At 64.6% G+C, this 24717-nt stretch carries 24 protein-coding genes and 2 pseudogenes; 5 read left to right on the top strand and 21 right to left on the bottom strand.

Going from position 1 to position 24717, the window contains the following annotated elements; translation table 11 throughout:
* Positions 1-460 precede the first annotated feature (460 nt).
* From DA075_RS08540 to DA075_RS08525, 4 genes and pseudogenes are all read left to right on the top strand, one after another.
* A pseudogene (locus DA075_RS08540) lies at positions 461-1174 on the top strand (ISL3 family transposase); the annotation flags it as partial.
* A 159-nt stretch (positions 1175-1333) separates the two neighbouring features.
* Positions 1334-2599, top strand: a complete 1266-nt coding sequence (gene istA, locus DA075_RS08535) for an IS21-like element ISMex13 family transposase (protein WP_200602002.1) — start codon at positions 1334-1336, stop codon at positions 2597-2599.
* Positions 2596-3462, top strand: coding sequence for an IS21-like element ISMex13 family helper ATPase IstB (istB, locus tag DA075_RS08530; RefSeq protein WP_099952836.1), 867 nt, complete (start codon positions 2596-2598; stop codon positions 3460-3462). Before istA (DA075_RS08535) ends, istB (DA075_RS08530) begins: the two co-directional genes overlap by 4 nt.
* Before the next feature lie 91 nt (positions 3463-3553).
* Positions 3554-4414: a transposase gene (locus DA075_RS08525; RefSeq protein ID WP_099952835.1), complete on the top strand. Its 861-nt coding sequence runs from the start codon at positions 3554-3556 to the stop codon at positions 4412-4414.
* A gap of 73 nt (positions 4415-4487) precedes the next feature.
* Here the strand turns inward: DA075_RS08525 and istB (DA075_RS08520) are convergent, their stop codons facing one another.
* From istB (DA075_RS08520) to DA075_RS08500, 6 genes are all read right to left on the bottom strand, one after another.
* Positions 4488-5282: an IS21-like element helper ATPase IstB gene (gene istB, locus DA075_RS08520; protein WP_099952834.1), complete on the bottom strand. Its 795-nt coding sequence runs from the start codon at positions 5280-5282 to the stop codon at positions 4488-4490.
* Positions 5279-6322, bottom strand: coding sequence for an IS21 family transposase (gene istA, locus DA075_RS08515; RefSeq protein ID WP_099901120.1), 1044 nt, complete (start codon positions 6320-6322; stop codon positions 5279-5281). Before istA (DA075_RS08515) ends, istB (DA075_RS08520) begins: the two co-directional genes overlap by 4 nt.
* Positions 6323-6430: 108 nt before the next feature.
* Positions 6431-8017 carry an ISL3 family transposase gene (locus tag DA075_RS08510; RefSeq protein ID WP_200601882.1) on the bottom strand — a complete coding sequence of 529 codons (1587 nt, stop codon included), beginning with the start codon at positions 8015-8017 and terminating at the stop codon, positions 6431-6433.
* A 356-nt stretch (positions 8018-8373) separates the two neighbouring features.
* Complete coding sequence (locus DA075_RS35850; RefSeq protein WP_123834216.1) at positions 8374-8604, bottom strand: hypothetical protein; 231 nt, start codon at positions 8602-8604, stop codon at positions 8374-8376.
* A gap of 339 nt (positions 8605-8943) precedes the next feature.
* Entirely contained in the window at positions 8944-10242 is a 1299-nt protein-coding gene (locus DA075_RS08505; protein ID WP_099952833.1) for a Y-family DNA polymerase, read from the bottom strand.
* Positions 10239-10703, bottom strand: a complete 465-nt coding sequence (locus tag DA075_RS08500; RefSeq protein WP_174800075.1) for a LexA family protein — start codon at positions 10701-10703, stop codon at positions 10239-10241. Before DA075_RS08500 ends, DA075_RS08505 begins: the two co-directional genes overlap by 4 nt.
* Positions 10704-10812: 109 nt before the next feature.
* Between DA075_RS08500 and DA075_RS08495 the strand changes: the two are divergent.
* Positions 10813-11064: pseudogene (locus tag DA075_RS08495) on the top strand (hypothetical protein); the annotation flags it as partial.
* Positions 11065-11252: 188 nt separating this feature from the next.
* On the opposite strand, the gene DA075_RS08490 reads toward DA075_RS08495, so the two are convergent.
* The 15 genes from DA075_RS08490 to DA075_RS08420 form a co-directional block, all read right to left on the bottom strand.
* Positions 11253-13667, bottom strand: a complete 2415-nt coding sequence (locus DA075_RS08490) for a DUF4214 domain-containing protein (protein ID WP_164712267.1) — start codon at positions 13665-13667, stop codon at positions 11253-11255.
* Positions 13668-13742: 75 nt separating this feature from the next.
* Positions 13743-15053, bottom strand: a complete 1311-nt coding sequence (locus DA075_RS08485) for an HlyD family type I secretion periplasmic adaptor subunit (RefSeq protein ID WP_420813126.1) — start codon at positions 15051-15053, stop codon at positions 13743-13745.
* Positions 15053-16792, bottom strand: coding sequence for a type I secretion system permease/ATPase (locus tag DA075_RS08480; RefSeq protein WP_099952832.1), 1740 nt, complete (start codon positions 16790-16792; stop codon positions 15053-15055). The genes DA075_RS08485 and DA075_RS08480 overlap by 1 nt, the downstream gene beginning before the upstream one ends.
* 925 nt (positions 16793-17717) lie before the next feature.
* Positions 17718-18071, bottom strand: coding sequence for a hypothetical protein (locus DA075_RS08475; RefSeq protein ID WP_099952831.1), 354 nt, complete (start codon positions 18069-18071; stop codon positions 17718-17720).
* Position 18072: 1 nt separating this feature from the next.
* Positions 18073-18579: a hypothetical protein gene (locus DA075_RS08470; protein ID WP_099952830.1), complete on the bottom strand. Its 507-nt coding sequence runs from the start codon at positions 18577-18579 to the stop codon at positions 18073-18075.
* 10 nt (positions 18580-18589) lie between these two features.
* Positions 18590-19285, bottom strand: coding sequence for a hypothetical protein (locus DA075_RS08465; protein ID WP_099952829.1), 696 nt, complete (start codon positions 19283-19285; stop codon positions 18590-18592).
* 141 nt (positions 19286-19426) lie between these two features.
* Positions 19427-19837 carry a glycoside hydrolase family 108 protein gene (locus DA075_RS08460; RefSeq protein WP_099952828.1) on the bottom strand — a complete coding sequence of 137 codons (411 nt, stop codon included), beginning with the start codon at positions 19835-19837 and terminating at the stop codon, positions 19427-19429.
* A gap of 118 nt (positions 19838-19955) precedes the next feature.
* Positions 19956-20378, bottom strand: a complete 423-nt coding sequence (locus tag DA075_RS08455) for a DUF3168 domain-containing protein (RefSeq protein WP_099952827.1) — start codon at positions 20376-20378, stop codon at positions 19956-19958.
* Positions 20378-20791, bottom strand: a complete 414-nt coding sequence (locus DA075_RS08450; protein ID WP_099952826.1) for an HK97-gp10 family putative phage morphogenesis protein — start codon at positions 20789-20791, stop codon at positions 20378-20380. The genes DA075_RS08455 and DA075_RS08450 overlap by 1 nt, the downstream gene beginning before the upstream one ends.
* 3 nt (positions 20792-20794) lie before the next feature.
* Complete coding sequence (locus DA075_RS08445) at positions 20795-21667, bottom strand: head morphogenesis protein (RefSeq protein ID WP_099952825.1); 873 nt, start codon at positions 21665-21667, stop codon at positions 20795-20797.
* 91 nt (positions 21668-21758) lie between these two features.
* Positions 21759-22316: a hypothetical protein gene (locus DA075_RS08440; RefSeq protein WP_099952824.1), complete on the bottom strand. Its 558-nt coding sequence runs from the start codon at positions 22314-22316 to the stop codon at positions 21759-21761.
* Between the two features lie 13 nt (positions 22317-22329).
* Positions 22330-22809, bottom strand: a complete 480-nt coding sequence (locus DA075_RS08435) for a hypothetical protein (RefSeq protein ID WP_099952823.1) — start codon at positions 22807-22809, stop codon at positions 22330-22332.
* Between the two features lie 40 nt (positions 22810-22849).
* Complete coding sequence (locus tag DA075_RS08430) at positions 22850-23086, bottom strand: hypothetical protein (protein WP_099952822.1); 237 nt, start codon at positions 23084-23086, stop codon at positions 22850-22852.
* Complete coding sequence (locus DA075_RS08425; RefSeq protein ID WP_099952821.1) at positions 23079-23534, bottom strand: hypothetical protein; 456 nt, start codon at positions 23532-23534, stop codon at positions 23079-23081. Before DA075_RS08425 ends, DA075_RS08430 begins: the two co-directional genes overlap by 8 nt.
* A gap of 355 nt (positions 23535-23889) precedes the next feature.
* Positions 23890-24357, bottom strand: coding sequence for a hypothetical protein (locus DA075_RS08420; RefSeq protein WP_099952820.1), 468 nt, complete (start codon positions 24355-24357; stop codon positions 23890-23892).
* Positions 24358-24717 lie beyond the last annotated feature (360 nt).

Below are 24717 nucleotides of genomic sequence, written 5' to 3'. Positions count from 1 at the left end.
TATCGCCCCGATGGTGCTGTCGCTGTAGTCGCTTCGCCCTGGTCCTGTCCTGCGCCTGGGCTGCGGTGGTGTGGTCGAGGCGGGCGGCGCGGCGGCTGGATGAGAGGATGCTTGTGTTAAGCGAACCGGCCTCTCATGCGAGACAACGGGCCTAGCGTTCAGTCCATGAGACACAAGCCGTGACCCACCCGCCTGCCGAGCCCGAGCCGATCGACATCATCGCTCGCGAACTGCATGAGCTCACTCGCCACCGTATCCAAGCGTGCCCAGCCTGGGAGGATCTAGATCCGACCGACCCCCTCGAGGCCGGCTTGATCCGATGGGTCTACGACCGGGCGCGTTGTCAACGCCGATTGAAGTCTGACCCACTTTTGGGTTCTCCCGCGTTTGTGGTGCAGCCGGATGGCGAGTCACGGAGCCGCACGGATCGTGAACATCAGGACCGGCCTGCACATCTGATCTGGTGCCCAAACGCCTGCTGCCCCTCATCCCCGCCGGTCTCGTCGTCGATCAGGTCGACCTCGAGCCTGACCAGATCATCATCAGTACCCATCCCCGCGCCACGACCGCTGGCTGCCCGGGGTGTGGGGAGTTCTCGGCTCAGTCTCACTCACGCTACACCCGCACCCTGGCCGACCTTCCATGGCAGGGTCGGCGCGTCGTCATCGCGGTCCAGACGCGGCGATGGCGTTGCCCGCAGCCACATTGCCCTCGCCGTGTCTTCGCCGAGCGCCTTGCCGGCGTTGCCCAGGCTGGCGCACGCCGCACTCACCGCCTCGGCGACCTCCAGCACCACCTCGGTCTCGTACTCGGTGGTGAAGCCGGCGCACGCCTAGCGGGGCGCCTCGGCCTGCCGGTCAGCCCCGACACGCTGCTGCGCCTCGTGCGAGATCGCGCACCCACGCAAGCAGAGCGCGCACCGCGGGTGCTCGGCATCGATGACTGGGCCTGGCGGCGCGGTCAGCGCTACGGCACGATCCTGTGCGATCTGGAACGAGGCCAGGTCATCGATCTGCTGCCCGACCGGGAGGCCGCCACCGTAGCAGACTGGCTGCAACGGCATCCCGGCGTCGAGGTCGTGGCTCGCGACCGCGCCGGTGCCTATGCCGATGGCGTGCGTCGCGGCGCCCCCGGGGCGGTCCAGGTCGCGGACCGATGGCATCTGCTCTGCAACGGCTCGTGTCAGCGGGCGTTGAATACTCCCTGATTGTGGGCATCGAAAATTCCCTGGTCGGTGCCCTGGCCCGTAGGGTCGCGACGCCCCGCGCCCTCTCGGGCTTTTCCATCCTCAGCCACCATGCCTGCCGATACCGATCGGCTGGGAGCGACGAGGATGGTTCTGCTGGGAGAACTCGTCATGATCTTGGACCTGCACCGACAGGGCCTGTCCGTCTCCGCCATCGCCCGCCGGACCGGCCGCGATCCGAAGACGATCCGCAAGTACATCGAGCGCGGCCTCGAGCCGCCGGCCTACGGCCCGCGTCAGCCCGGCCGCCCGAGCAAGCTCGCGCCCTATCTCGATTATCTGCGCGAGCGGATCACCGCCTTCCCCGACCTGAGTGCCGTGCGCCTGACCCGCGAGTTGCGCGAGCGCGGCTACACCGGTGCCTACACCGCGGTGAAGCGGTTCGCCGCCGCGATCCGGCCGCCCGAGGCCAAGCCCTACGAGGTCCGCTTCGAGACCCCGGCCGGCCAGCAGGCGCAGGTCGACTTCGCCCGCTTCCTCGTCACCTTCACGGATGCGCCGGACACGACCTGCATCGTCTGGCTGTTCTCGCTGGTGCTCGGCCATTCCCGGCACATCGAGGCGCGCTTCGTCCTGCATCAGGACCTGCAAACGCTGCTGCGCTGTCACATGCAGGCCTTCACCGCGATCGGCGGCGTGCCGATCGAGATCCTCTACGATCGCATGAAGACGGCGGTCACCGGCGAGGATGCGGACGGCCACATCGTCTACAACCGATCCCTGCTGGCACTCGCCCAGCACTACGGATTCCTGCCGCGCGCCTGCCGCCCGTACCGGGCCAAGACCAAGGGGAAGGTCGAGCGACCGTTCTCCTACATCCGCCAGGACTTCTTCCTCGCACGTTCCTTCCGCGACCTCGACGACCTCAACCGCCAGCTTCGGAGCTGGCTCGATACCGTCGCCAACGTCCGCTTGCACGGCACCACGCAGCGGATCGTCTCGGAAGCCTTCGCCGCCGAGCGGCCCGAGTTGCAGCCCTTGCCGGCTCTGCCCTTCGACGCTCTGCTCACGCTGGAGCGGCGCGTCAGCCACGATGGCCTCGTCTCGATCGGTGGCAACTATTACAGCGTACCGGATCGGACCCGGCGCGTCGTCGAGGTGCATCAGTTGCCCGACACGATCCGCATCCTCGATGGTGGCCGGCTCGTCGCGAGCCATCCGATCCTGGAGGGACGACGGCAGTACCGCATCGACCCCGACCATCGGCAAGGCACGGCCGCTCGGGCCATGCGCCACGGCCATCCCGACAGTCTGCCGATCGGCCGCCATGGCGATCACGTCGCCCGGCGCTCGCTGGCTGTCTACCAGGCAGTCGGCGAACGGCTCGCCGGCGGGATCGGAGGCCAGCGATGAGCCGCACCGCATCCTGTGCCATCACGACCCTCGACAGCATCAAGCGCAGCTTGGTCGGCCTGCGCATGCCGCGCGCCCTGGAGGTGCTCGACGCGACGGTCCGGCGCATCGAGCAGGGCGAGATCGACGGCTTGGCCGCCCTCGACGTGATCCTGACCGAGGAACTGACGCTGCGCGAGAACCGCCGCGTGAAGACCGCCCTGCTGGTCGCGCGCCTGACCACGATCAAGACGCTGTCCGGGTTCGACTTTGCCTTCCAGCCCTCGCTCGACCGCGAGCGCGTCCTGGCGCTGGCGGAACTGACCTTCATCGACCGGGCCGAGGTCGTCCATCTGCTCGGACCACCCGGCACCGGCAAGAGCCATCTGGCGATCGCGCTCGCCGTCGAGGCGGTCAAGGCCGGGCGCAGCGTCGTGTTCTCGACGCTGGCCGACCTCGTGACCTCGCTGGCCAAGGCCGAGCGCGACGGCTCCCTGCGCGAGCGCATCCGCTATCTCTGCCGGGCCTCGCTGCTGGTCGTGGACGAGATCGGCTACCTCCCCGTCGTCCCCGGTGGCGGCAACCTGTTCTTCCAACTCGTCAACGCGCGCTACGAGCGCGGGGCGATGATCCTGACTTCGAACCGCGGCTTCGCCGAGTGGGGCGAGGTGTTCGGTGATCCGGTCGTGGCGACAGCCCTGCTCGACCGACTCCTCCACCATGCCGTGGTGATCCAGATCGAGGGGGCGAGCTACCGCCTGCGCCAGCACGCCGACCTCGTCCCCGAGCACGTCCGCTCCAAGGCCCTGATCGTTCCGCCGCCCGCACCCAGGCGTCGCGGTCGTCCACCCGGAAAGGCTGCCTCCGATCACACGGCCGGCTGATCACCGATCCGCACCGAACCCGCCGGCCAGGGAATTTTGAAAGCCCACAATTGCGGAGACTTCGGTGCCCGTTGACAGCTCGCAAGCGCTGGTGCAGGTGCTCGATCGGCACCGCGGCGAGTTCTCCCGTGTCGCGCGAACCATCGTGAGCCAAGCCGCAGCGGAAGCGCCGCCGGTCGAACCCCGTCCGGCGACCAAGGCGCAGCAGCGACAGCAGCAGGGTCAGGCGGACCGGGAGGCCCGCTTCCAGCATGTTGCAGCCCTGGCTCGGGACGGCCAGGGCATCCGCGCCATCGTGCGCGAGACCGGGCTGTCGCGGAACACGGTGCGGCACTGGCTGCGGGCCGGCACGGCGCCGACGTGGTGCAAGGTCGAACGGGCGCGGATCACCGATCCCTTCGTGCCCTACCTCGTGCGGCGGCTCGACGAAGGCGAGCGCAACGCGACGCGGCTGTGGCGCGAGTTGCAGGCCTCGGGCTTCCGGGGTGGCGTGATGAGCGTCCGGCTCTGCGTTGCTGCTCTCAGGGGCGGCCCGCCGCGGATGCGACCTGCCCCCGGTCCAGTCTGGCGGCGCCCGTCGCCGCGGCGGACGGCGCGGCTTCTCCTGACCGGCGGCGAGCGTGGCGAGAGGGATGGGCGCTTCCTCGATGCCCTGGTGGCCGCTGTCCCCGAGATCGAGCGTGCGATCGCGGAGGTAAAGGCCTTCACGGTGATCGTGCGGGAGCAGGATCAGGCGGCGTTTGGGGCGTGGCTGGATCGCTGTCGCGATGGCCCGCTGAGCGGCCTGGCGGAGGGGTTGAGGCGGGATCGGGCCGCCGTGGAAGCCGCGCTCACGCTGCCCTGGAGCACGAGCCCGGTGGAGGGGCAGATCAACCGCGTGAAGACGCTGAAGCGGACGATGTATGGCCGTGCCAAGCTCGACCTGCTGCGCGCCCGCGTGCTGGCGGCGTGACCGCTACGCCTGCACCAAAAATGCGGGAGAGCCCACTTTTGGCTTTGTCGCCGATCGTAACCTGACCCACCCCTCACGCAGGAACGGCTGGTTCCCGCACGGGCCGCGCCACCAGCCCGGCGCGCCGCTTGTCCTTCAGCCGGTAGCTCTCGCCCGTGATCGTCACCACGCTGGCGTGGTGCAGCACCCGGTCCAGCATCGCCGCCGTCAGCACCGCGTCGCCGGCAAACGCCTGGTCCCACGCCCCGAACGACAGGTTCGAGGTCAGGATCATCGCGCCCCGCTCGTAGCGCTTGGCCGCCACCTGGAAGAACAGGTTCGCCTGCTCGCGCGCAAACGGCAGGTAGCCGATCTCGTCGACGATCAGCAGCCGGTAGAGGTTCACCGCCCGGTGCATCGCCTCCTTCAGGCGCCCCTGGCGCTGTGCTGTCTCCAGCGTCAGGACCAGGTCCGCCGCACTGGTGAAGCGCACCTTCATCCCGCGCTGCGTCGCCAGGTAGCCGAGCGCGATCGCCAGATGCGTCTTGCCCACGCCGGACGGACCCAGGAACACCACGTTCTGCGCCCGCTCCACGAAGGCTAGGCTGGCCAGTTCCTGGATCTGCGCCCGCGGCGCCCCGGTGGCGAAGCCGAAGTCGTAGCCCTCCAGCGTCTTCACCGCCGGGAAGCCCGCCACCCGGGCGAACATCTCCCGCGCCCGGGTGCGCCGAGCCTCGCGCTCGGCCCGCAGCACCTCCTCCAGGAAGACGGCATAGGGCGTGTCGCGCTCGGATGCCGCCTGCGCGAGCGCGCCGTAGGCCGCGGGCACCGCCTGCAAGCGCAGCTCGGCGCAGAGTTCAGCCAGGCGGGCATGCTGCAGGTCGCTCATGCCGGTTCTCCCGTCATCAGGCCCGAGAGCCCGTCGTAGAGCGCCAGCGGGTGCTGCAGCCCGACCACCGGATGAGCGGGAGCCGGCACCGCCGGGGCCTGGATCTGGCGCACCGAGCGGCCGCCATAGGGCGGCGGCACCGGCTGCAACTGCGTCCGTTCCACTTCCAGGCGCTCGGCCGGCACCGCGCCGGTCGTGGCATGCACCCGCTGGTTGGCGACCGTGCGCAGCCAGCGACCCGCCGCCAGGTTGGCCGCCTCCCGGTCGAGCACCAGCCCCTCCTGGCCGAGCCGGCTGGCCAGCGGCACGTAGAAGCTGCCGCGCAGGTAGCGGATGAAGCGCTCGACCTTGCCCTTGGTCTGCGCCCGTCCGGGCTGGCACAGCCGGGGCCGGAAGCCGCAATGGCGGGCAAAGTCCAGGAAGCCGGCCTGGAAGCGGTGACGCCCGCGACCGTAGGCGTTCCGCTCCACCACCACGGTGCGCATGTTGTCGTAGAGTACCTCGCGCGGCACGCCCCCGAAGGCCAGGAAGGCGTTCTCGTGGGCGGCGATCAGCGTCTCGAGGCGCTCGTCGGTGACGAACTCGAGGTAGGCCGCCCGGCTCCAGCCCAGCGTCGCCACGAACACCGAGAGCCGGTCGGCGCCGCGCCGCATCACCGCCCAGTCGACCTGCATCTGCTCGCCCGGCGCGGTCTCGAAGCGCACCACCGGCTGCGGAACTGGCGCCGGCGTCAGGCCAGCGACGAACTCCTTGAGCATCGTGTAGCCGCCCGCATAGCCCCGCTCGCGCAACTCGACGAGCAGCACGCTGGCCGGGATCCGGTCCGGCGCTGCCGCAGCCAGGCGCTCCACCACGTAGCCCTTGAACGGATCGAGCTTGCCCGGTCGGGGCGGTCGCCCCTTGTAGCGCGCCGCCGCCTCGTCGCGCAGGTAGCGCCTCACCGTGTTGCGCGACAGACCCGTCGCGCGGGCAATCTCGCGGATGCCCTTCCCATGCCGATGCAACACCCGGATCTCCAACGCTGCCTCCTCACCCACCATCCGGGCCTCCTCCCGCAGAAGGAGCCCAGCCTACGGCCTGGGTCAGGATTCAATCGGCGACCGGGTCAGTTTCACGGCTCTCCCGCGTTTGTGGTGCAGCCGTAGCGGTTACGCTGCCAACACCCGGGCACGCAGCAAGTCGAGCTTGGCCCGACCGTACATCGTCCGCTTCAGCGTCTTCACGCGGTTGATCTGTCCCTCGACGGGGCTCGTGCTCCAGGACAGCGCGAGCGCAGCTTCCACGGCGGCCCGATCCCGCCTCAACCCCTCCGCCAGGCCGCTCAGCGGGCCATCGCGACAGCGATCCAGCCACGCACCGAACCCGGCCTGATCCTGCTCCCGCACGATCACCGTGAACGCTTTCACCTCCGCAAGCGCACGCTCGATCTCGGGGACGGCGGCCACCAGAGCATCGAGGAAGCGCCCGTCCATCTCGCCATGCTCATCGTTGTTCAGGAGAAGCCGCGCCGCCCGCCGCGGCGACGGGCGCCGCCAGACTGGATTAGGTGCAGGTCGCGTCCGCGGCGGGCCGCCCCTGAGAGCAGCAACGCAGAGCCGGACGCTCATCACGCCACCTCGGAAGCCCGAGGCCTGCAGCTCGCGCCAAAGCTGCGTCGCGTTGCTCTCGCCTTCGTCGAGCCGCCGCACGAGGTAGGGCACGAAGGGATCGATGATCCGCGCCCGTTCGCCCTTGTGCCAGGTCGGCGCCGTACCGGCTCGCAGCCAGTGCCGTACCGTGTTCCGCGACAGCCCAGTCTCGCGCGCGATGGCGCGGATGCCCTGGCCGTCCCGAGCCAGGGCGGCAACATGCTGGAAGCGGGACTCCCGGTCCGCCTGACCCTGCCGCTGTCGCTGCTGCGCTTTGGTAGCCGGACGGGGTTCGACCGGCGGCGCTTCCGCTGCGGCTCGGCTCACGATGGTTCGCGCGACACGGGAGAACTCGCCGCGGTGCCGATCGAGCACCTGCACCAGCGCTTGCGAGCCGTTGCAGAGCAGATGCCATCGATCCGCGACCTGGACCGCCCCGGGGGCGCCGCGACGCACACCATCGGCATAGGCACCGGCGCGGTCACGAGCCACGACCTCGACGCCGGGATGCCGCTGCAGCCAGTCGGCCACGGTGGCGGCCTCGCGGTCGGGCAGCAGGTCGATGACCTGGCCTCGTTCCAGATCGCACAGGATCGTGCCGTAGCGCTGACCACGCCGCCAGGCCCAATCGTCGATGCCTAGCACCCGCGGTGCGCGCTCGGCCTGCGCGGGCGCACGACCTCGCACGAGGCGCAGCAGCGTGTCGGGGCTGATCGGCAGGCCGATGCGCCCCGCCAGGCGTGCGCCGGCCTCACCACCGAGTGCGAGACCGAGGTGGTGCTGAAGGTCGCCGAGGCGGTGAGTGCGGCGTGCGCCGGCCTGAGCAACGCCGGCGAGGCGCTCGGCGAAGACATGGCGCGGGCAGTATGGCTGCGGGCAACGCCATCGCCGCGTCTGGACCGCAATGACGACGCGCCGACCCTGCCACGGGAGATCGGCCAGGGTGCGGGTGTAGCGCGAATGGGGACTGGCCGAGGTCTCTCCACATCCTGGGCAGGCAGCAGCCGTCGCGCGGAGATGGGTGCGGATGATGATCTGGTCAGGCTCGTGGTCGACCTGATCGACCACGAGACCGGCGGGGATGAGGGGCAGCAGGCGTTTGGACACCGGCTCAGATGTGGAGGGCGGTCCTGATGTTCATGATCCGTGCGGCCCCGTGACTCGCCGCCCGGCTGCACCATAAACGCGGGAGAGCCAGTTTCACATCGGCGGCTACAGCGTGACTTCATGGAGATGAACAGCCGGGGCGAGAAGTGAGATGCGGCACCAGCCCGTTTGGCCATCATCTCGTCCGGGAGTCGCCGAGGGCTGTAGAGGTTGCACGAGGCCGATATCGTAGCTAGCCCATCACTGTTGGTTTCTTGATGCGGCGATGCTCTTCTAAGGTGCTTTGAGCCGCCGATTTTTGCCCTAGAGCATAAATTATGAAACATCATCTAGTGTCATAGTTTATGATGGTGAACTCAATGGACTGTGCCTGTGAAATACGAGACGCGCTGAAATCCCAGCCATAACTCAAAGGCATTATCTTGAGACAATGTTTTTCCTAAAATAGTTGCCTCCGCATCGTTAATTGCATAAATGGTCTGTATATCAATCAATGCGCCAAATTTATTTAGTATAACCAAAGTGTATCTTAGCCGTTGCGGCGGCTGCAAATCTGAACCTGGAGGATCACAGCTGTTGGGCGACATAGAGACACCTCGCAGATGAAACCTATTCCATTATCATATTATGGCGAGAACAAAAGAAAGGGCGCCAACGGGCGTTTTATATTGGCCGCGCCAACCGGCCAACGCTGAGCTAATAAAAATGGGTCGCATTGATTTATATCAACTCGTCGATTATAAAATACTTAAGAAGTGTACTATTTATTATTAGTGATATCTTTGCGCCCTCAGCGACGATAACCATATAGACGGCAATTAAATTTTTCGGGTTGCTGATACAAGCGATTGAATACGCACAGTCGAAATACGAATAGTCCGCTTCCCATCCATAGCAGCGGTCGCGCCTCCAATGTGCAGGCGATGTCACTGAATAGCTGCACTGACTGTCGGCACCTCACTCAACCGCGTCGTGAAACGCGGCGAGCGCATCTCGAACTTCGTCGACCAAGTGCGCTTGTCGACGAGCCCGGCTCGCGCCGGCACAACGGCACCGCGCCCGAACCTGCTGTTGCAGGCGTCCATCGCAGCCATGAGCTTGCCGGACTTCTCCCGGTCGAGAGCATCGAACAACGGCCGCGGCGCCTCGTCGAGCGGCACGAGGTCGGTGGTGACCAACCCGGCCTTGCTGTAACGCCAAGGCGTCGGGCCCTGCTCGCGCCAGGTCATCGCCACGCCGCGGATCGCCGCATCGATCAGGTGGCGGGTGTCGTTCGTGGCTTCCGGCAGATGCACTACCTTCGAGACCGAGCGCATCGGGTCGCCGCGGTCGTGCTCGCTGGTGTGATAGAAGACCGTGACGGCCGAGACCGCGAGCCCGTCCCGCCGCAGCTTCTCGCCCAAGCGCGTCGCGTGCGCCGCCACCGCCTGCTCGAGCACCGTCCGCTCCGTGATTCTGGACGAGAAGGAGCGCGTCACCGCGCAGCCCTTGCGCCGGGCCGGCACGATCTCAAGCGGTAGGCAGGCGCGGCCGCGCAGCTCGTGGATGATCCGCTCGCCCACCACCGTCAGGGACTGCCGGGCCGGCCGGGGGTCGAGGTCGCGCAGGTCCGCCACGGTATCGACACCCATGGCCTCCAGCCGCGCTAGCGAGGCGCGTCCGATGCCCCAGACCTCGCCCACCGAGATCCCCACCATCCAGGCGGCGCGTTCCGCGTCGTCGGACAAGTCGCACACGCCGCCGAGTTCAGGGATGGTCTTGGCGATGTGGTTGGCGAGCTTCGCGAGTGTTTTCGTCGGCCCAATCCCGACGCAGGTCGGCAAGCCGGTCCATTGGCGGACGGTCGAGCGCAGATCCCGCGCCAGCGCGACCCGATCGCGCTCACGCACATCGGACAGATCAAGGAAGCTCTCGTCGATCGAGTAGATCTCCACGTCCGGTGCGAACTGCCGATAGACCGTGTTGGCCCGGGCCGACATGTCGCCGTAGAGGGCGTAGTTCGAGGAGAAGACGCGCACCTTCTGCCGGCGGCACAGGTCGCGGATCTTGAAGTAAGGCTCACCCATCTTGATCCCGAGCGCCTTGGCCTCGGCGGTCCGCGCGATGGCGCAGCCGTCGTTGTTCGAGAGCACGATCACCGGCACGCCCGTGAGCTTCGGATCGAACACGCGCTCGCAGGAGCAGTAGAAGCTGTTGCCGTCGATGAGCGCGATTGCCCGGCTCATCGCTGGACGCTCGCCCGGGCCTTCACGTGGTGCCAGCGCACTGAGAACAGCAGCACGCCCCAGAGCAGGCCTTCCTCGAGGTCCTCCAGCGCGAACTCCTTGTCCATCTCCGGATTGTCAAACGTGAGCGCCAGCCGGTTGCCGGTCATGACCAGGCGCTTCAGGCTCATCTCGCCGTTGACCACCGCGACCACGACGGCGCCGGAGGAAGGCGACAGCGAGCGGTCGACCACGGCCAAATCCTCGTCGTGGATGCCGGCGCCCTTCATGCACCAGCCGCGCACGCGCCAGATAAAGGTGGCAGGCGGGTTCGGCACGAGCCAGCGGGGCAGCTCCAGCGCACCCTCGATGAAGTCCTCGGCGGGCGACGGGAAGCCAGCGCAAAGGGTCGGGAGCATGAACGGGATCCGCACGAGCCCGCCCGCGTCTGCCGCCTCTGCACCGACCCGATAGAGACTCACGCGCGCCCTCCGTGTTAGAACACAAAGAGAACAAACAGGCCGGCGGTTCCCGGTCAAGGCCGAGCTTCGAGCCTGTGCGGAGCGGGGACGGCAGGATCAGGAGATCGTTATGGGGATGCGGACGACGTTCATGGTGCAGACGTTCGAAATTCACCGGAAGCGGCTGCGGCCGGGCAACCGGGATGTGGCGCCGACGGAGAATGGAGCGCTCAAACGCGCAGAGGCGATCGCCGGGCGGATGCCGGGCACCGCGGCTCTGCGCATCGTGGCGGATGATGAGACGTGCGAACTGGAGAGCGTCGCGATCCTGGGCCAGTTCGGGGAGGCGCCGGAGGATTTCGCTGAGCCGCCCAACGGTGGGCGACGTGCCTCGTCATTGGGCAGGATGCTCCATGACCGGAGGGTGGGAGACATCAGAAAAATCCCGTCAGCAACAGGCTGACAAAAGGCCCGCCTCGGCTTGGCCGGGCGGGCTGGAAGGCTCGTTGATGATCGCTGGAACGTGCCAGAGTTGTCAGCGCTAGACAACGATTGCAAATGTGTTAGCAGTCATGCGAGAAGAATGCCGTGATCCATCATGGGCTGAGTTTTTATTTGGAACTCCAAGCTCTCAGAGAAGCCCAACACGATCTGTTCACGACTGCTACCGTGTGAGAGTGCGTTCACCCAATTTGTTTTACCTTCTGGATCAGGAGTTCGATCCAGTACGTTGGCATAGAGGAGATCGACGAAGCTACTGTCATCCAGAGCCCCATAGCGCGTCTGGAACTCTTGAGAGTGCGTGAATCCGCTTACAACTTGTTCCAGAGGCGCACCCGATTCTAGAACATGCGTCCAATTGATGAGACCACCGGGATCGGGCGCGCGATCAAGCGTCGCATAGTACAGTCTCGCGGCGGTCGTTGCCTCTTGATCCTGCAACCAAATACCTTGTGGATTTTCCGCCGATATCTTGTTTTTGAACTCGACGCTTTCAGAAAAACCGAGAACTACCTCTGAACGATTTCCTCCAGATGAAAGCAGATTCGTCCAATTCAGCAATCCTCCTTGATCCGGGGTACGGTCAAGTACATTGTGGTACAGCAGCGTCACAAATTGGTTGTCGTCCAGCGCACCATAGGTACTCTGAAATTCAGCCGAATTTGTGAAACCCGGCACAATATCAGAAAGGTTCTTACCGTGACTGAGCTGACTTGTCCAAGAGCTGAGACCGAGGCCGTCCGGGTCTCTTCCTAGCACCGCCTCATATAACCGATGAATTTGATAAGCCGGGCTGTCTGGATCATAAATTATTTGTCCGTCAACGAAAGCTATATTCTTCACGTTTAATAAAGTATCTAGACCATCAGACCCAGACCCGACTTTGTACGATCCAGATGAATAATTTACCGTATAAGATTTTACTGGACCCTGATATGAAACTAGAATATTGCCAGTGTTTCCATCATAAAAGTCATCGCCGGGGCGATCGGTATAGGTGTTTGTTGTATTTGTGTGATTATACGTAATTCTGTACGTATCGTGAGTGGTCGATAATGAATATTTACTAGTATGACTATCTAGAACGATGAGATCGCTTGTTCCTCCGACTTGAACGTTTTCATTAAATAGCGGTCCTATGAGGTTCTGGTCCCAATGTTCATCAACATTGTAACCAAGAATATTGGCCTTCAAATTAGCCTGGATCCCCAGCGCGAGACCCTTCAGATCGATGGATCCCTGCAAAAGCAAGCCCGTTTCTGTTTTTAACTCACCATTTAATGTATATTCCGCATCAATCGTGATTTCGCCGCTCCCAGAATTGGGAGTAGCAAATTCAAATTTATCACCTAAGTGTCCGTTTTTTATTTCTCCGGTGCTTGCTGTCATTTTTACTGACACGTCCTGCGCCTGAAATGTCGATCTTTGGCCGATGCTGACGTTTGCAGAGGCCAAAGCCTCTGCTATCGAATAATCGATTGAGAAGTTTATGTTGTCGTTGATTTTGACTGCCTGTTTGTCGGAAAACGCCTGAGGAGGTATGCCGAATGCCGCTCCTATCAGCTTGATGATGTCGACCGAAGCCGTAAGCGCAGGCGACGAGCCGAAAGTGACCAAATCGGGCAACCCGTCAGCACTTGGCAGGAGCTGATTGGAGGAAGCAACTATTTGGTGCGGAACCTGTGCGACGACTTTTCCATACTCAAAATCAAACGTATACGGCTTGATATTACTCGAGTCTATTTTGAATAGATTTTTAGATCCTTCAATATCGATTAACTTGCCCGTATTGAAACCAATTTTTGGAATAATATCAGCCTCAATATTTATATCCTGAACTTCAACGATAATCCACTCATTGGGATCGTAGAGTGGATTTTTGGTTTTGGCCGTCAGCCACTCCGTTGGGTTATAAAACGGATTCTTTGTTTTGATGGTACCAAATAGAACATCAACGATAATCCATTCGTTCGGATCGTAGAGGGGGTTTTTTGTCTTAACCTCTATCCATTCCGCTGGATTATACAATGGATTTTTGGTTTTTAGGTCAGGAATGACTTCATGAACTGAAAGATGAGATGATATGTCGCCCTTGGCGGCAAGTTCAATATCCGCACTAAGATCGGCCGATAGTTTGAATGATGCAGGATCGAAGCTTTTTACATCCAAATTCGCAGAACTTACATGCCATCCTGACGTGTCAATGATTGTAGTTCCGTCTTTATTAGTCTGAATATTTTTTCCTGGGCCCTCCAAATTATAAAGGAGTCCTGCTGTGCCGAGGTCGCCTTCCATCTTGGCGATCAAGCCGCCCTTGAGGACGTAATCTGCACCGAGAGAGACTTTAAGGAGATCTCCCCCCAGTGACCCCCCTACAGAACCTGCTTTGTCGATATAAAGGTCATCCCATGTGATAGAAAATTTTCCGGACCCGCCGGAAAGTCGTTCAAGATCAGTCTCGGAGAAAGATATCACGTTTGCCATTGGATACTCTCCCATTTATCGATATTGCAAAGATGCATTTCATGTCACAGCTGATGATAATCTCCTCGATTTATGTCATCTCTCCCTCCATGCTTTCGCAGCTTGATCTGCGAGCGGTTTGACTAAATACGAGATTACGGTTCGCTCGCCTGTTTGAATGAAGCTCTCAACAGGCATGCCAGCAACCAGCTGCAAATTATGCAGTCGTTTAAGGTCGTCGCTTGCAGGCTGAATGCGTACTGTGTAGAAGCTTGCACCGGTTTTCTGATCATGACTTATATCAGCCGCAACCATGCTTATCCTGCCCGCAACTTCTGGCGTAGTGCGTTGATTAAAGGCTGAAAATCGAAGTACCGCCTTGTTACCAATACGCACTTGGTCAACATCATGAGGCTGTATTTTCGCCTCTATTGTCAAAGCCTCTGCACGTGGCACGATCAGCATCAGCTGTTCTCCAGGGCTGATGACACCGCCCACTGTGTGAATTGTGAGCTGATGCACAACTCCATCCTGAGGTGCCCGGATTTCTACCCGCTTCAGTTGGTCCTCGGCCGCGACCCGCTTCTCAACTAACTCGGCTAGCTTGCCCCTGATTTCCGCCAATTCCCTCCCCACTTCGGTCCGAAGATCTTGCTCCACTTGCAAAATCTGGAGTTCGGTCTCGGTCACTTTACCCCTGATTTGCGCAATCGAGGATATTAGGGCACCGCGCTCTCCCACTAGCCGAGCCGCATCCCGCTCCAGTGCTGTCACTCGCGCGATCTGGATCAGGTTCTTAGCGAAGAGATCGCGGACTCCCTTTAGTTCTTCTCCAATTAGATCAATTTCCCTTTGCTTAGCTCTAACTTGATCAGTCATACCTTGTATTTGCTCTCGGAGCTGAGATATGCGTTCTTTTAGCTGCAATTTCTGGCCGTCACGAGCAGTACGACGGATCTCAAAAAGGCGCTTCTCTTCACCTAGCAGGCTGGCAATGCTTGGCTCGCCTATCCGCTGCATCATCTCATCAGGAAAATGAATTATATCTTGGCCGTTCTGTTCGGCTTTAAGCCGAGACTGTCGTGCGGTGAATTCGTCTTGCCCTTTGGTGACGACGGTCAAATTGGCGCGTGTGACCGTTTCATCCAGGCGCACCAGAATTTCACCCGCGCGCACCGTCGTGCCCTCACGCACCCTCAGTTCGCCTACGACACCGCCAGTCGGATGCTGCACTTTTTTGACGTTTGTCTCGACCACGAGCACTCCGGGCGCGATCACCGCGCCAGCGAGGTCTGTAGTAGCCGCCCATCCTCCGAGACCGAAGATGAGCAACGTGGCCACCGCACTTCCGCCGATCATCGATCGGCGCAAGGAGCGCCGCGTTAAGGGATGCACGGGAGACAGCATCAAGCAGCTCCTGCTGCGGCAGGTTGGATGAACGCCGGCGCACTCGCTGGCTTCGCGGGCCGCATAATCTGCTCCTTGGGCCCGAACGCCTGGACTTGGCCCTGCGCCATAATCAGAACCTGGTCGACAGCCGCGAGCACGCTTGGTCGGTGTGCGATTACGACGACGATGCCGCCTCGCTTGCGAACCCCGGCGATGGCCTGCGTGAGCGCCTGCTCGCCTTCGCCGTCGAGGTTCGAATTGGGCTCGTCCATCACCACCAGAAACGGTTCATTGTAGAGAGCCCGGGCTAGCGCGATACGCTGGCGCTGTCCGCCGGAGAGAGCCATCCCACCTTCGCCGATCCGGGTCTCGTAGCCATCCGGCAGCCGCACTATCAGCTCGTGTACTCCGGCCTGCTCGGCCGCCTTGATGATAGCATCTGATTCAGGGGCGGGCGCGAAGCGGGCGATATTCTGCCCGATTGTGCCATCGAATAGCTCTATGTCCTGCGGTAAGTAGCCGATGTGCTGCCCCAACACCTCGGGTGTCCACTGGTCGAGGGTAGCTCCATCCAATCGCACACTGCCACGAACCGGGTGCCACACGCCGACTAGGCCGCGGGCGAGCGACGACTTGCCGGATGCGCTCGGGCCAATAATCCCAAGGCCGCTACCACTTGTCAGCACGAACGAAACACCTGACACGACAAGCGATTGGGAATTGGGCGGCACCAAGCCGACGCTCTCGACCGAGAGGCGAGAAGCCGGCTTGCGTAATGCAAGCTTGTCAGCTGGCGCTGGATGGTCGGCCAGAAGTGTGCGTAACCGTTTCCAGCTCTGCCGAGCACCGGCGAAGCTTTTCCAGTGCGCTATGACCTGTTCTAGAGGCGCGAGCGCACGAGCGGAGAGAATAGAGCCCGCAATGATGATGCCGGAACTCGCCTCGCCGTGAATGACGAGGTATGCGCCGAGCCCGAGCACACCGGACTGCAGCATCATGCGTGCGACCTTGGAGACTCCACCCAGACCGCCCACCACATCGCCTGCACGCTCGTGACTGTCCAGGTGCTTGCGGTTGATTGCGTCCCAGCGCACACACAAGTGCGAACTCATGCCCATCGCAGCTATAACTTCGGCATTGCGGCGGCAAGCCTCGGCAAGGTTATTGCGCGCAGAACCGTGCTGGTTGGCCTCTCTGACCGGCTTACGAGTGGAGACCTCAGTGCAGGCAGTGAAGACAACGAGGACGAGTGCACCAACTGTAACAGCTAGACCAATCAATGGGTGGAAGAGGAAGCAAATGGCGAGGTACAATGGCATCCATGGCAGGTCGAAGAACCCGATGGGCCCGCCTCCTGCTAGAAAGCCGCGAACCTGATCAAGGTCACGTAGGGGCTGCAGGCCGACGCCGCCCGGTGAAAGTGGCAGGCGGGCCACCAGTGCGAAAACGCGTGGGCTGAGGCGCTCGTCAAGCGAGCGCGCAAGACGCGAGAGGACACGACTGCGGAAAAAGTCCAGGGCAGCCTGCCCGGTGTAGAGAGAAACAGCAAGTAGAGATAAAGCGATCAAAGTGGGGACGCTGCGGCCTGGGATTACTCGATCGTAAATCTGCATCATGTAGAATGATCCAGTTAAATACAGAATATTTATAATAGCGCTAAACAACCATAAGGCGATAATTATTCTGCGTCCCGCACCCATAGCCTCAAGCAAGTTAAAGTCATGATGTTTGTGGGTGTTCAACGCGCTCACTTTCATCCCCTCTGATTGACTTGCATAGTACATCGCGAATATTCGAAATTATAAGACAGACAGCGGCTACATTTGATCAATCATTAGCTAGTTATATTGCCAATGAAAAATATAACGTCGACAAAGGTCATAATTAAACAAATACTAACGCCAGCCGGACCGGGCTCTATGAACGTTATTATTGTGTATAGATTGTAACCCCCGCCAGTAAGTCGGCAAATTACTCAAATAGGCGAACACTCATTCGTCGATAATCATTTAGTGGTAGGCCGTATCAAGGATGGACGCGAAAGTGGTACCGTCGATAAAGTGCGAATCGCCATAGATGGTGCTGATCGCGGTTTCACCGTCGGCCGCCCACATCTCAGGACAGCAAATGATTAAGCCCCGCTCGGCGGCTGCCGGCGGGGCTGAGTTAAGGAAGACACCTCGTGAGGCGATCGGCTAACAGGCTGCTGTTGGGGCGGTTCCGGCTTAGACGTGCCGCGGTCGGAGGGGTGTGGGACAGACCACTGGCCGCCTGAATGGCGGCGATGCGCGCCTTGGTTGCAGCTGGTATTGCAACCCATGTAAAATGATCGCATACATCAAAGGACAACAATAATGATCGATGGCTGTTTTTAACGTCTCTAAAGGTGTCAGAATGCGCGATATAACAAAAGCAAAATGGATGCGTCGCGGTGCAAATTTTTGCTGGATGATAGCTCATATACTTTATGTTCCTGGTAATTTAGTCGGCAACCTTGGTGATCGGCTCGATGAGCGATTTAGAGCCATTATGAAAAAGAAAAGACTTTGAGTTGTTCCACCACACGGCACGGGCGCGCAAACAAAGAACCCCGCTCGGCGGCTGCCGGCGGGGCTGAAGGCGGGGTCTCGGGTCTTTGAAGATCCGCCGGCTAACGGGCCGGCGGCAGGTCGGGTTCCGGGTTCAGTCGTGGCCGTGATGGCGGACCTGCTCCCGGTCGATGCTGCGCAGCAATTCGGTCTGTGCCGTCAGCTGCTCTCGGGCGGCCCGCTGGCATTCTGCGACCCGGGCCAGGTGCTCGACCTGCTGGCGGCCAATCTCCCGCAGGTCCCGCAGGATGCTCAGCACCTCGGCCGGCCCTTGCAGATGCACCATGGCGTCACCCACCGAACCCGGCGCCGGGGGCGGCACCTCGTGCTTGTCCTTGTTCGCCCTCAGGACCATGGCGACGCACGTGACGGCAACGGCGCCACCGACGAAGACCTGCAGCGCCGGCATCGACGACAGCAGGGGGAGCAGTGCGATCAGGTGCTCCATGCTATTTCACACGCTCCAGCGCAGCGAGGGCTCTGCCGAGCCGCGACCTGCGATCCACCGCGTCGAGGCGGGCCACGTAGCACGAGATCGCCTCGAAGATGGTCAGGGTCCCGAAGACCGGGATGATGAAGCTGGGCGCCTCGGCCGTGAAGGCGTCGACCACCAGGGCGAGGGTCAGCTGCCCCATCACCAGGGCGCCGAGCCCGGAGCAGACCGCTCGGATGTTGGCCCCGTTCGGCTTCGTCACCCCGTTGTTGATGTGGCCGTTCAGCCAGAGGGCGGTGACGCGCAGCACGCCCACCGCCCCGAAGAAGAACGCCATGTTGCCCTCGTTGAAGCCGATATCGGCGATGGGCTTCAGCGCGGCGCGCTCCATGGTGTCGCCCGGCATCGCGAGCGTCACGGCGATCAGCAGCATCATGACCGCCATGGCCCACTCGAACAGGCGGTTGAAGCTGTAGGCGCCCGCCGGGTGGGCGGGCGTGCTCGGGCCGGCCGGGAACAGCATGGCGCTGCCCCTACCGCCCCGCCACCGGCAGGCTCGCCACCACCGGCGCGAGAGTGTTGTGCTCGTTCGCGTCGTCCTCGAGGTTGAGCTTCCGGAAGACGATCTCGGCGAGCCCGGCTTCCCCACCGGCCGCCTCCAGCGCCTTCGCCGGTGCCGCGTCGACCGCCCGCTGCACCGCCTTGGCGATGACCTGCGAACCGACGTTGATCGACAGCTTGCCCTCCTTCACCGCGCCCGGCACGGCGTTGATGGCGTACTCGGTCACGGCGTTGGCCATCTGCTCGACCCGGCTCTGGGTGAGGAACAGGGCGGCCCAGGGGTAGACCTTGCGGATGGCCTGTATCAGGTAGGCGGCCACCGCCGGGATGACCGCGGTGATGACGATCTCCTGGAGCAGGGCGATCCACGGGGCGGCGGACAGCCTCACGCTGGTGGTGTCGGTGGTGGCGACCTCGGCGGCGAAGGCCGGACCGGCGATGACCGCGAGCAGCGCGACGGCCAGGATGCCGAGGATCGGCGGTCGGGCCCGGGCGGCGAGGCACACCGCGACGGCGAGCGCCAGGGCGCCGAGCAGGAGGAGGCCGTGGGCGAGGCCGTGGGCGAAGCTGCCGGTCGGGGGCAGCCCCTCGGCGATCGGGCCGGAGCCGGCCATGGCGGGAGAGTAGACGCAGGCGAGCGCCAGCGCCGCGAGCATGAGAGCGCGCATATTTTGTCCTCGTTTTTGGAAAAGTGCTCGGCTGGCCGGCCGGCGCGGGGTGGTGCTGAAACGGTCCCATTTCAGGGGATCATCCAGCAATTACAGATGCTTGTGGTGGTGACGAACTGTCCGGAACTTCCGGGGAGTTGGTCAGGCCGTCAGCGGCCTGCCGCAGGCCGGGCAGGTCGGCATCGCGGGCGCCGCGGCGATCATAGCGAGCGCATCTTTCCGGACACCGGCGACACGGCTCGACCAGCCCTTGCCGAAGGTCGGCCAGATCGACAGTTCGCGGAGGAAGACCAGCCGCACGTCACAGAGCGAGCCGATCAGCTTCCGCCGGTCCTGGGCCGCCACCGCCTTGAGGGTGATCGGCCCGATGTGCCCGTCATCCGCCACGCCGACGAGGCGCTGGAGCGCGATGGCGGCACGGGCCGGCCCGCTGTTCACGGCCCAGTCGAAGACCGCATAGTCGAGGCCGGCCGGCAGGTCGTCGCCCTCGATCGCGTCCCAGTAGCGCTGCCGGTAGATCGGGGCGACCTTCGCGGGCGTCAGCGCCTGCACGTCGGCCCGGGTCCTCGCCCTTGGCGTACATCATCACGACGCCGGGCCTGGGCCAGAACTCCCAGTCGCGCTTGAACCTGACCTTCTGTGCCATGGCGTGCCTCTGCGGATGGCGGGATCAGCCCGTGACTTCGACCACGAGCGCGCGAAAGCGGACGATGCCGTGCCAGGAGGCCGGCTCCGCGGTGTCGGGCCCGGTCGTCGAGCCGCGATGATCGAGGCCCAGCAGCACGCCCTCGGAGAGCGGCAAGGCGGCCTCGTCGAGGGCCGCGACGACCGCAGCGTTCAGCCGCTGCACGCCGCGGGTGCTGCGGTCGGCGCGGACGAAGGAGTGGATCACCAGCTCCGCCTCCATCCCGACCCAGCAAGACGCCTCCCAGGGGGTGACCGTCACCGGGTCGAGGCGCAGGAACGGCCATCGCGGCTTGTCCTCGACGTAGTCCCGCACGCGGTCGCCGACGATCGCGGCGACGCCCGGGTCGTTCGCTAGGGCGAGCATCGCCGCCGAGGTCAGCGCGTCGGAGAAATCGCGCGATGCCATCAGCGCAGGCCCCGCGCCTTGGCGAGCCCTTCCAGGAAGTCGATCGCCGCGGCGTCCTGCTCCTGCCGGACCGCGGGAGTCATGAAGGGGCGCGCGGCCATCTTCGAAGTGCCGTATTCCAGCGCGGCGGCATAGCCGGCCGTGACCCGCACCTCGGCAGCGAGTTCACCGACCTGCACCACGTGGATCGACCGGTCGAGGAAGTGCGTGTCGGCGTTCGGCGGCTGGCCCGGCGCGGACGGAACGTGCCCGGCGCCCGAGACCGCCCCATCCTTGATGAGATGGGCGGCTCGGTTCGCGATCCGCTGGGCGCCCTTGAATACGGACTGGCTGACCTGGCGCCGGGCGTCGCGCGAAAGGTCGTCGAGCTTCGCGGTCACGCGCGAGACGTTAGTGATGCTGCCGCGGGCCATGGCTCACCTGCCGAACAGGATTTCGAGGTCGCATTCGCAGTTGACCCGCTCGGCGGCGGGCGCCCGCGGGTCAGCTGGGTAGCGCAGGACGGCACCGCTCGAACTCACGAACGACGCCCGGGCGGGGACCGTCTGACCGTTCAGCAGCCGGTGGGTGTGCCGGACGTTGGGCCCGCCCGAGTCGCGCCACCGCTTGCGAACCTCGCCGATATCGACGCGCCCGGCGGCGCCGGCCTGCTCGAGCGCCTGGATGCGGGCCTCGTAGAGCGCCGGGGTGGTTTCGGTCTTGGCGATAGTCTCGCCCCGGTGCCGGAGCATCCGGCTCTCGTAGGCGGCGACCATCCGCGTGATCTGGTCGGCGGCGAGTGGCTTGCCCTCGGCGATCGCCCGCTTCAGGGCGCCGTCGTACCGGGGATCGCGCAGCTGCCGCTCCAGGGCCGCCGGGTCCACTCGGGCGAGCTCGGCGGCGTAGTTCCTAACGATCGCCTCTTGGTAGGTCGTCAGGCCGATGATGCCGCCCGTCCGGCGCCCGGTCGCGCGATCGACGCGGCCGACGAGGTCGAGGGCGACGTCGCGCGGGTTGCGGCCGGCCTCCATCCCGGCGACGAGGCGGGCTCGGATCGCAGCCCGCTGATCGTCGATGATCTCGCGCACCAGCGTGGCGGAATGGTCACGCAGCCAGGCCTCGGCGACCGGGCTGCGGATGTCGAAGATGGTCCGGATCTGGCCGCCATCCGGGCCGCGGGCGGCCGGCAGCGCGTCGATCGTAGCCTTTCCGCCACCCTCGAACGCCTGCTCCAGCGCTGCGTCGAGCGGACGGAACGAGGCGGCCTGAAGCGGTACCGCGGCCACCGCCGCGTCCGGGCCGACCACCACGAGGCGCGCCGCGACGTGGTTGGGCTGCGCTGCGCGATCTCGTAGGTGTCGAGGCCCTGCCGCCAGAGGTGCAGGATTTGTTGGGCGAGCGTCATGCCGCACCCCGCTTCAGCAGGAGGGGGTGCACAGGCGGGGTCAGGTCGGGCGCCCATTGCTGGCTGGCCCACCACCACAGGGCGCCGGCATCCGCCGCGTCCAGGCTCGGCGGGGTCCAGCCGAGAGCCCGGCAGGTGGCACGCGCTTGGCGCTTGGCGGTGTCGCCATCGAGCCGGCCGTTGCCGAGGAAGGCAGCCCGCACGGTGGAGACGGCCACGCGGCGCACCATCACGCCGCGGGCGCGGGCGAAGCCCGTGCAGCAGGACCAGAGGCCCTTCGTCACCAGCAGGGAATCGGCGTTCGTGTTGCCGCCCATCCCGGTCATGATCGGCGCCTCGACCACGAGCCGCAGGTCGCCCTCGGCGACGGCATCGCGCTCGGCATAGAGCCGATCGGCGATCCAGCCGATGGCTCGGCCCCAGGTGTCCTCGAAGTCGTCGTCCTCCTTGCGGAGCCGGACGTCGTAGAGGCGCGGGGCCGAGCCGGGCCGCCCTTCGGCGACGCCGGTGTTGGAGGCCAGATCCAGAGCCAGGATGATGCCGGTGTAGGCCACGCGCGCCGCCGCCTCAGTTCAGCTTGCTGATGCCGGCGGTGACCCGCGCCGCGTTCTCGGTCGACACGGCGTCGAGCGCGGAGTCGCGGGTCCTGCGCTCCTTCTCCCGGCGCTTCTGCGCGGGCGAGCGCACGTCGTCCTCGCCCTCGATCGGCAGGGCGGCCTGGCCGAGCGGGGTGTCGGCGAGGTCGCCCAGCGCGTGACGGATCTGGTCGTAGGAGTCCTGCTCCTCGCCCTCCAGAGACTCGCGCAGGTCCTCGAGCTTCCGCTCCATCGTGCGGGTCTTGATGACCGCTTTCAGCGCCCGCTTGTTCAGGCCCCAAGCCTTCTTGGCCTCGTCGTAGACAGCCTTCGTCTCCTCGGCGAACACCGAGCACTGCCGCATGTAGTCCATGTGCGCGGCATCCTTCTTCGCCGCGATGGCCTCAATGCGCTCGACGCACTCCTTCGTCCGCTCCGGGTTCGGCCCGTTGCCGTGCTGTGCTGCGGCCATCACGCTACTCCACGTTGGCGGCGCTCCGGCCGCGGGGTGATCAGGGGGTGTCGGCGTCCGCCGCGGTCTCGACCTCGCCCGCGGCCAGCTGCAGCCGCTCGGCGAGGTGACGGGCATCGATCGGGTCGAGCATCAGGTCGGCAGCGGCGCCAGGCTGGGATACGGCGAGCAGCACGCGCCCGAGCCCGACCGCGACGGTGGCGGTCGAGGTGCCGGCATCGGTGACCAGGGTCAGGCCGGCGCCGCTGTGGCGAACCTCGAACAGGACGTCAGCCACGGCTCACTGCCTCCGCCGATCGGACGCCTCGGGCCGTCGCTCGCGGGTCCAGAGCCGCGGCAGCCACTCGCGTGCCGGGCGACCGCCGAGCGCGCGTTCCGCGGCCAGCCGGCGGCGCCTGGCGCTCCACCAGCGCTTCACCAGCCGTGCCAGCCTCATGCAGAATCTCCTCAAGCGCGGCGGCCCGCGCCTCCTCGTGTTCGGCGACGGACTCGAGCTTGGCGCAGAGCCGATCGTAGGCGGCCGAGATGTTGAGCCAGTCGCGCATCTCGACGACCGCGTCGGCGCGCCGCCCGATGAGCTTGCGCACCCAGTTCGGCGACCGGTCGATCTGGCCGGCCACGGTGTCGTAGGCCGCCATGCGCGAGCCGGAGCGCCAGTGCGCCTCGCGGAAGAGGGCGTGCACGAGGGGCAGCGCCTGGGATTGGGCGTCAGCGTTCGTGAACATTGTCCGTCGCGTGGAGATCTTTGCCCGCACGGTGGGAGTCCTTTCCTGCAAGTTCACTTGCGGGAGAGGAGGACCCATCTTGAAGGAGGTTGATCGGAGTACGCACGACTACACAGGCGCGATCGGCTGCTTGCAGGCGGAGACGATCACGCGGAAAGAAAAGCCCCCTCTCCGCATCGGGAGAGGGGGTAGTTGGCGAGGAGACGTCCATGAGGACGCGCCCCGGGAGGGGCCTCGAGGCGCCGGCCAAGCCGGCAGCATTCAGGGGTGCGCCCGGTCCCCGGACGGGGGCGACACAGGGCCGGGCGCGCACGTCGGAGGGCCCGACGTGGGGGGTGAGGGGCGCGAGCATGGCTCAGCGCCCCGCATGAGCGGCGATGGCGCGAACCGCCTCGGCCGGCGGGACGGCGAACACCTCGTGGGTGTCGTCGAGGGTCAGGCCGGCGGCGTGGGCGGCGGCGACGGTGGGGCTGTCGACGCAGATGGGGCCGACGGCGCGGACACGGCCGCGAAGGATGTGAATGGCCGCGGAGACTCCGGCAGCGAACCGAGCAGCAGGATCGATGCGCCGTATGCGCGTCGCTTCCATGGCAGCCCGCGCGTGCGCGGCGAGCTTGGCCATCGGCTCAGACAGGTCAGACCGGACGCCACGACCGGGCGCCCTATAGTCCGGCCGCGACAGCAGCGCGCGTGCGACGCGCTCCCGGTAGGTGCCGTGCTTGAGCGCGATCTGGCTGACGGTCATGCCACCGCGATGATCGGCGAGGAACACCGCCAGGAGCGGGTCGTGCCGGCCGCGCGAGGTGGACGAGGGCGTGCCCATTCACGCCTCCCGCGGCGAGAGGCGGTCGCCGTCAGCGCTCAGGCGCCAGCCGGGCGGGAGGTCGAGGTGGCCGCGGTTTCGAATAGGCTCGGCCGACGCACCGGCTCCGTCCCGTCCTACTCCCGCGTTTCGTCTGCCAGTCCGGCTGCCGGAATCCTGACGGGCCTCGGCGGCAGCACTGTACCCTTGAGCGGTCGCCTCACGGCTTCCGCCCTCCCCAGAGCCCGGTGCGTTGGGCGCAGCAGCGCCTTCGGGCTGGAGGTCGTGGCGGCCTCGCGCGAGGCCGATGTAGGTGCCGCGGTCGGCGGCGGCGGGGCGGGGGCGGGTCATGCCGCGGCTCCCGAAACGCCCTCGGTGTGG

Origin of the sequence: Methylobacterium currus (assembly GCF_003058325.1) — a bacterium.
GTDB classification, from domain to species: Bacteria; Pseudomonadota; Alphaproteobacteria; order Rhizobiales; family Beijerinckiaceae; genus Methylobacterium; species Methylobacterium currus.
Note: the sequence above shows the minus strand (reverse complement) of the source record. Positions and strands in the feature narration are given on the sequence as shown.

Excerpts from the sequence above, each read along its gene's own strand:
- istA (WP_200602002.1), top strand. The coding sequence starts at position 1,334 with ATGGTTCTGCTGGGAGAACTCGTCATGATCTTGGACCTGCACCGACAG.
- istB (WP_099952836.1), top strand. The coding sequence starts at position 2,596 with ATGAGCCGCACCGCATCCTGTGCCATCACGACCCTCGACAGCATCAAG.
- istB (WP_099952834.1), bottom strand. The coding sequence starts at position 5,282 with ATGAGCGACCTGCAGCATGCCCGCCTGGCTGAACTCTGCGCCGAGCTG.
- istA (WP_099901120.1), bottom strand. The coding sequence starts at position 6,322 with ATGGTGGGTGAGGAGGCAGCGTTGGAGATCCGGGTGTTGCATCGGCAT.
- DA075_RS35850 (WP_123834216.1), bottom strand. The coding sequence starts at position 8,604 with ATGTCGCCCAACAGCTGTGATCCTCCAGGTTCAGATTTGCAGCCGCCG.
- DA075_RS08505 (WP_099952833.1), bottom strand. The coding sequence starts at position 10,242 with ATGAGCCGGGCAATCGCGCTCATCGACGGCAACAGCTTCTACTGCTCC.
- DA075_RS08490 (WP_164712267.1), bottom strand. The coding sequence starts at position 13,667 with ATGGCAAACGTGATATCTTTCTCCGAGACTGATCTTGAACGACTTTCC.
- DA075_RS08485 (WP_420813126.1), bottom strand. The coding sequence starts at position 15,053 with ATGCTGTCTCCCGTGCATCCCTTAACGCGGCGCTCCTTGCGCCGATCG.
- DA075_RS08480 (WP_099952832.1), bottom strand. The coding sequence starts at position 16,792 with ATGAAAGTGAGCGCGTTGAACACCCACAAACATCATGACTTTAACTTG.
- DA075_RS08475 (WP_099952831.1), bottom strand. The coding sequence starts at position 18,071 with ATGGAGCACCTGATCGCACTGCTCCCCCTGCTGTCGTCGATGCCGGCG.
- DA075_RS08470 (WP_099952830.1), bottom strand. The coding sequence starts at position 18,579 with ATGCTGTTCCCGGCCGGCCCGAGCACGCCCGCCCACCCGGCGGGCGCC.
- DA075_RS08465 (WP_099952829.1), bottom strand. The coding sequence starts at position 19,285 with ATGCGCGCTCTCATGCTCGCGGCGCTGGCGCTCGCCTGCGTCTACTCT.
- DA075_RS08455 (WP_099952827.1), bottom strand. The coding sequence starts at position 20,378 with ATGGCATCGCGCGATTTCTCCGACGCGCTGACCTCGGCGGCGATGCTC.
- DA075_RS08450 (WP_099952826.1), bottom strand. The coding sequence starts at position 20,791 with ATGGCCCGCGGCAGCATCACTAACGTCTCGCGCGTGACCGCGAAGCTC.
- DA075_RS08435 (WP_099952823.1), bottom strand. The coding sequence starts at position 22,809 with ATGGCCGCAGCACAGCACGGCAACGGGCCGAACCCGGAGCGGACGAAG.
- DA075_RS08425 (WP_099952821.1), bottom strand. The coding sequence starts at position 23,534 with ATGTTCACGAACGCTGACGCCCAATCCCAGGCGCTGCCCCTCGTGCAC.
- DA075_RS08420 (WP_099952820.1), bottom strand. The coding sequence starts at position 24,357 with ATGGGCACGCCCTCGTCCACCTCGCGCGGCCGGCACGACCCGCTCCTG.